Here is a 1485-nt window from a genome sequence, read left to right as displayed (position 1 = left end):
AATTAGGGCAGTGAATGTACAGCATTCCATGACCCAGCATACAGGAGGCGCTTTTTGTTTTGCAAACCGCATTTTAATTCATTACAGGAATAGCTCCTTTAATGTTTTTGCGCCGTATACATTTTGGCAAACAGCTTGCCTTTCCACGGCATTTTGTCCAGAACGCGCATATTCCAGTAGAAAAGATGCATGAGCACTTTGCTGCTGTTTAATTTTTGCAGCGATTTTTCCTGACGGATTTGCCCTTCCTGCATTCTGCCAATCTCTTCCCGGCGGGCATCCTCAAATGCTTTTAAATTGGCTTCCGAGCAGTCTCCTCTGCGAATTGCCCCCGTCAAGACCCCTACCAACACATCCGCGTCCTTCATCGCCGCGTTCACGCCGATGCCGCCCGCCGGACTCATGGTATGAGCCGCGTCTCCAATCAGCACGAGCCCGTTTTTCACCCAAGTCTCGCATACACAGCTTTGCACGGGCAGACAAACGAAATCACTCCAGTTGCGAATATGCTCCGAAACATAAGGTTCAAGCTCCGGCGCCGATTTGATCAGCATTTCGATAAAAGGCGCAAAGCTCGTCTTGCTCAGCTCCGGAAAAGAGCCTTCCGCTATCTGCCAGCCGATTTGCACGTAACCGCCGGTACTCGCAAACAGACTGATTTGCGTGTTGTTCACGAGCACCATACGCATCGTCGGCTCCCAATTCGCCGGTGTGGGAATTTTGGCCCACAACACATCATAGCCATGCTTGCGGATTTCAACCGGAATATGCGCATACGAGCGGACGGCGGAAAATCTTCCGTCCGCCCCGACGACAATACGGGCGCCGATCTCCAATTCCTCGCCTGCCCGTCTTGCCTTCACCCCCGTAATCTGCCCGTTTTCCGACAGCAAACCGGTAACCGTCGTCTTCATCAGCAGCTCGAAGGAACCGGTTGAATCCGCTTCTTCCACCAGGACGCTCAGCATGTGCCTGTGCGGGAAATGAATGCCGACGTGCTCGATACCGAACAAATCGGGGGTAATGGACATGACCCTGCGACGTCCGTTGAAAAATTCGATTTTTTTCATCGGCAGTATCCCTTCGGCTTCGATCTTGGCAAAAAGTCCGTATTTTTTCAGCATTTTCGCTACATCATCATGCAAATGCTCGCCGCGAAATTCCCTGTCCAGTTCGGCATGACGTTCAACCAGCACCGTTCGGACTCCTTCCCTTGCCAACAAATAGCTCAGAAACGCTCCAGCAGGTCCCGCTCCGACAATAACAACGTCCGCATTGTATTTTTTCATTTGGATACCCCTTTTTAGATTGAATATTCAATCAACATAAAATCGCTTATACTATTTTATTCCAATTTTTTTGGAATGTCAACATAGGTCATCCCATTTGTCGTTGTGCTGTGATAATGTCACCCTGTAACTGTTCTGAGATAATGTCACTATGGGACAGGAGACATTGACATTGACTAGAGCAGAGTTGAAGAAG

The 1485-nt window shown here is 49.5% G+C and carries 1 protein-coding gene; it reads right to left on the bottom strand.

All coding sequences use genetic code 11. The features are described 5' to 3' along the window. Positions 1 to 98: 98 nt before the first annotated feature. The gene (locus tag VF724_RS21165; RefSeq protein ID WP_371756218.1) at positions 99 to 1289 is read right to left on the bottom strand and encodes an FAD-dependent monooxygenase; all 1191 of its coding nucleotides are present in this window, start codon (positions 1287 to 1289) and stop codon (positions 99 to 101) included. Positions 1290 to 1485 lie beyond the last annotated feature (196 nt).

Origin of the sequence: Ferviditalea candida, from assembly GCF_035282765.1 — a bacterium.
Classification (GTDB): Bacteria; Bacillota; Bacilli; order Paenibacillales; family KCTC-25726; genus Ferviditalea; species Ferviditalea candida.
This window is presented reverse-complemented; position numbering and strand designations above follow the sequence as displayed.